The organism is Mesorhizobium sp. B3-2-1 (genome assembly GCF_006439515.1).
In the GTDB taxonomy this organism is placed as follows: Bacteria; Pseudomonadota; Alphaproteobacteria; order Rhizobiales; family Rhizobiaceae; genus Mesorhizobium.
On record NZ_VFTI01000063.1, the window covers coordinates 1 to 4,150 of the forward strand.

At 58.7% G+C, this 4,150-nt stretch carries 7 protein-coding genes and 1 pseudogene; 5 read left to right on the forward strand and 3 right to left on the reverse strand.

Features of this window, described 5'->3' with window-relative positions:
- Nucleotides 1-1,015: 1,015 nt before the first annotated feature.
- Entirely contained in the window at nt 1,016-1,219 is a 204-nt protein-coding gene (locus FJW08_RS32130) for a CsbD family protein (RefSeq protein WP_140761770.1), read from the reverse strand.
- A 494-nt stretch (nt 1,220-1,713) separates the two neighbouring features.
- On the opposite strand from FJW08_RS32130, the gene FJW08_RS32135 reads away from it, so the two are divergent.
- The 3 genes from FJW08_RS32135 to FJW08_RS32145 all read left to right on the forward strand — a co-directional run bounded on the left by FJW08_RS32135 (nt 1,714) and on the right by FJW08_RS32145 (nt 2,672).
- Nucleotides 1,714-1,935, forward strand: a complete 222-nt coding sequence (locus FJW08_RS32135; protein ID WP_140813746.1) for a hypothetical protein — start codon at nt 1,714-1,716, stop codon at nt 1,933-1,935.
- Between the two features lie 88 nt (nt 1,936-2,023).
- Nucleotides 2,024-2,281: a hypothetical protein gene (locus FJW08_RS32140; RefSeq protein WP_140813747.1), complete on the forward strand. Its 258-nt coding sequence runs from the start codon at nt 2,024-2,026 to the stop codon at nt 2,279-2,281.
- A 37-nt stretch (nt 2,282-2,318) separates the two neighbouring features.
- Entirely contained in the window at nt 2,319-2,672 is a 354-nt protein-coding gene (locus FJW08_RS32145; RefSeq protein WP_348642707.1) for a GFA family protein, read from the forward strand.
- 1 nt (nt 2,673) lies between these two features.
- Here the strand turns inward: FJW08_RS32145 and FJW08_RS33200 are convergent, their stop codons facing one another.
- Together FJW08_RS33200 and FJW08_RS32155 are read right to left on the reverse strand one after the other, a co-directional pair.
- Entirely contained in the window at nt 2,674-2,868 is a 195-nt protein-coding gene (locus FJW08_RS33200) for a hypothetical protein (RefSeq protein WP_246682686.1), read from the reverse strand.
- Between the two features lie 43 nt (nt 2,869-2,911).
- Entirely contained in the window at nt 2,912-3,115 is a 204-nt protein-coding gene (locus tag FJW08_RS32155) for a hypothetical protein (RefSeq protein ID WP_140813749.1), read from the reverse strand.
- Nucleotides 3,116-3,198: 83 nt separating this feature from the next.
- On the opposite strand from FJW08_RS32155, the gene FJW08_RS33205 reads away from it, so the two are divergent.
- The gene (locus tag FJW08_RS33205; RefSeq protein WP_246682687.1) at nt 3,199-3,405 is read left to right on the forward strand and encodes a hypothetical protein; all 207 of its coding nucleotides are present in this window, start codon (nt 3,199-3,201) and stop codon (nt 3,403-3,405) included.
- Between the two features lie 25 nt (nt 3,406-3,430).
- Nucleotides 3,431-4,150 (forward strand): annotated as a pseudogene (locus FJW08_RS32160) (hypothetical protein); the annotation flags it as partial.

Below are 4,150 nucleotides of genomic sequence, written 5' to 3' on the forward strand. Positions count from 1 at the left end.
GCCAGATGACTGACAATTTCGGTCACGCCTTCGAGGTAGCTATGATCCTCGTCATGGCCCTTGCGGCGATTGGGATCATCCTGGTTGTCATGGGAATTTTCTGAAGGACGCCTAGCCGTGATCTATCTGAAAAAGCCCCGGCGCTTGGGTCTGCACCGGGGCTTTTGACACGTACGAGCTACATCAGCATGTCTGCTTATGAACGTGCGCTAATATCGTGAACGAATGGTAAATCGTCGGCGCTAGGCCAGCCTCGACGGGTTTCTAGCTAAGCCTTAGAAAATGTTAATGTCAGTCGCCGCAAAGGCGGAGCATAATGGCTTTCTACCCCGCAATGGGGCAATTGCCCGACCTGTCCCCCCTCTAGTCCCCCCAAACTCCAGACAGGCCGGGCGCCCTCATCGCACAACCGGCACTGTCCCGTTCCATCGGATGAACGCGGGCAGTTCGCGTTTTAGTCAACTCCAGACCGACCACAGGACCCGCCCTGAAACCGGCGGGGCGCGATCCTGCGTTTCGGTTAACCGGGGACCATCCCGGCGGAGAGCACGAACATGGTCACATGTTCTTGGCCGAAGGCCGTATACGTCACCTTCTACATGCGTATACGTTTTGGACGACTAGAGTTCGTCCGCGAGCATTGCAGGAGCTATCCTTCCTTCTAAGGCGAATGCCAAGGCGATCGGCATCAAGCGGGTAGAGATCGATGAGGATGTCGACAGCCTCTACCGCACGATCCTTCATGCCATAGTGCATGATCCCGGTCTGACTGGGTAGGCGTACACTGCCCCAGTCGCATTTCAGGAGTCTCTGACGACTTCCGGCTTCAGCCGCTCATGCCTCGGCTGCTCGTGCCACATCACCTGACGCTTCGCGCATGTCGACCGACCTGTCCGCAGATCTTGCCCTTATAGAAATGGTCGCCCTCGTCGGTGGGCTCGTGTGGCTTGCCCTTGATGGGCGGGAAGCAGGGCGCTGCGTTACCGCAGCGTCCCATCTGCGGGCCGGTAAGGATTTACCAGCTCTGCATGCTATACCAGTCATCGACATCTCGACGGACGCGGTCCTTCTCGAGGCCGTAGCGTTCCTGGATCTTGCCTTCGAGCTGGTCGCGCTTGCCGGCGATGCGGTCGAGATCATCGTCGGTGAGCTTGCCCCATTTTTCCTTCACCTTGCCTTTGACCTGCTTCCAGTTTCCTTCAACGCGGTTCCAATCCATGTCCGTGATCTCCTGTTGAACACCAGGGCCAAACGGGCGCTCTGGCGCGAAGTTCCAACCGAAACGGCTTCCCAGATCCCAGCGCCGGCAGCGGATTTTATTTGAGGACGAAATAAAGCGGAATGAGGAGTGAGAAAGCGGCGACACCAGTGAGAAAAAGGTCTGTGATCATGCGCGGGCACTGCTATTCATTGCTTCCCCTGTCCGTCAGCTTCTCGACCGTAGCGATCATTGCAGCTGCAAGCGCCGCCGCCTCATCCATCAACCCTGGGCCATAGAGCCCGTTCACCATCTCTTCGCTCGGCAGAACGCCAGGCGGGCAGTGCTCCTCAATCGTCCTTCTGATGATGGTTAGCGCCCCGGCAGTCTTGTGCGTCGATCTTCATCAACGACGTCTATATACAATTCTCCTAAAATGCGAGGGAACTAAAGCAGCCATCGCGCCTTGATTCTAGGCAAGGCTCCTTTGGGGCTGACATTGAATGGAGGTAGCAATGGTACGCAAAGTCGCAATAGCTGGTGCACTTGTCGCCCTTTTCAGCATTCCTGCGTTTGCAGCCACGGAATATTGGGTGGCCATGGATGCAGCGACGAAAAAATGTGAGGTAGTGACCACAAAGCCCGACGGCACAAAACAGACTGATGCCGGCAAGCAGACGTATAGCACCCAGGCCGATGCCGAAAAGGCGATGAAGGAACTGCCTGCCTGCAAGTAAACTGATCGACTCTCGCAGCAAAGCATCCAAAGCAATACCTCGACATGGTTCGACGGCTCAGATTGGGTACCGTCGGCCGCAATCGTGCATGAAGCAGAAGCCGGCCGACCGGCAGCCATTGCCCGAGGTGTTTCGCCTCGAGCGCGAGCCTGAGAAGCAAGAGGCGCTGGCGCGATATCGGGCGGCGGCGACTGAGCGATGCCTTGCAGCCACAGCGGGCCGCCAGGACCGGCCCGCGAAGCCCCGTGTCAGCCTCGATCAGACTGACCGGCTATTCAGTCTCGCCATCGGAGCCCAACGAAGTTTTTTCGCAACGGGCCGGAACAAAATCTTGCCTTTTGAATAAGGTTTCCATGTCATCGGGACATTGCCTGTGCGGAGGTGTGCGCTACCAAATCGCGGGCGAGCTCGCAGAGCCTATCGCCTGTCACTGCACGCAGTGCGCGCGCACCAGCGGCAACTTCGCGGCCATGGCAGCCTGCCGATCGGCCGATCTAAAGCTACTGACTTCGTCCACATTGCGCTGGTATCGGTCGTCGGACAATGTCGAGCGCGGCTTCTGCTCACGCTGCGGCGGCAACCTATTCTGGAGAGCGACTTCTAGCGGGGAAATCTTCATCTCGGCGGGCACCCTCGACCCGCCGACGGGCCTTCATCTCAGCAAACACATTTTCGTCGGCTCGAAATCTGATTTCTACGATCTGACTGATGGTCTCCCCCAAGAACAGGAAGGTTAGCCTATGTTCCGCCGCTAGCGAGGCCTTTGCAGTGACTCAGGCCGTTCGCAGCCTCACCCCAGCGCGGACGTGCTTTCAGTTGCGGAAGCTGTCCAGAAGGCTTTTTGCGGACGCGAAGGCGGTCGGGATCAGCAGCACCGAAATCGAACAGGACCCCGGCAGCGTCCATGAAGCGGTGTTCAATGCCATAGTTCATTGTGGCTCTGGCGGTCTGTGACACCGACCGCAACATGCCGGCGTCAGTCCTTCCTGGTCAACTTTTCCACCCTGGCCACGATCGCGCGGGAGATCGCCTCCGCCTCGCCCATCAGGGTTGGCGCATAGAGCCCGGAGACCATCTCTTCGTCGGGCAACACTCCGGGCGGACAGTGGTCCTCGATAGTCCTCCTGATCATGGCCAGCGCAGTGCAGCACTCGTCTACCACTTCGTCGATTTTTCTCATAACCTCCTTATATACACTTTAGCTAAAATGCCGGGAACCAAAGCACCGTGCGGCCTTTGAGTTCGCGTTGGAGTACCGAGTGCATGCATAACGCCGAACCCCGGCTCAAGTTCATCAAGCCGCAGGAACCGATGCTGGTGCTCGAAGCGCCAGTCAGCGACGACTGGCTGCACGAGATCAAATACGATGGCTTCCGCACCCAACTCATCCTCGATTGGGCCGGCGCGCGCGCCTTCACCAGGACCGGCGTCGAGGTCAAAGCGCTATTGGCCGGTCATCGATGCCGCTGAAAAACTCGCCGCGAAATCCCTCATCATCGACGGCGAGATGATCGCGCCCGAGCCCGACGGCCGGCCGAATTTTCATGCCATGCATTCGCGCATGGCGTGGAACGCCGAGCTGCTCGCCTTCGTCGCCTTCGATATTCTGTGGAAGGACGGCCAGGATCTGCGCGTCCTGCCGACGATCGAGCGCAAGGCGATCCTGTGGGACCTGGTCAAGCCGGCCACCGGCATCATCCAATACAGCCAGAATGTCGAGGGAAACGGCGCCGAGTTCTACGCGGCAGTCGACAAAAGGGGGCTGGAAGGCATCGTCTCGAAGCGGCAGAGCGCGGCCTGCCACAGCGGCAAGAGCGATTCCTGGGTCAAGACGAAATGCTGGGATGTCGCAGATCTCGAGCTCTTGGGCATCAAGCGCGAGCCGGCGAAGATCGCCGAAGGCCTGTTCGCGAAGGACGGGAAGTATGTCGGCAAGGCAGCCCTCTCGGTAAACCGCTCCATCAAGGAACGGCTATGGCGGTGCGTCGAGCAGGCGAGAGCTCGGCACTGGCATCACCGCCCGCGTGCGACATCTTCGGGGCGAATCGAAGCTGCGCCATGCTTCAGTGCACGATTTCTGGGAAAAAATGCGTCTTGCCGCGATCAGGGCGTACCTCGCCGTGATGGGTGGCGAAAAAAAAGGTCGCGAGACAGGCGTTCATCGTTGCGGCCAAGGACGCCAGGATCCTGCTTGAGCAAATCTAGGCATTGCAAA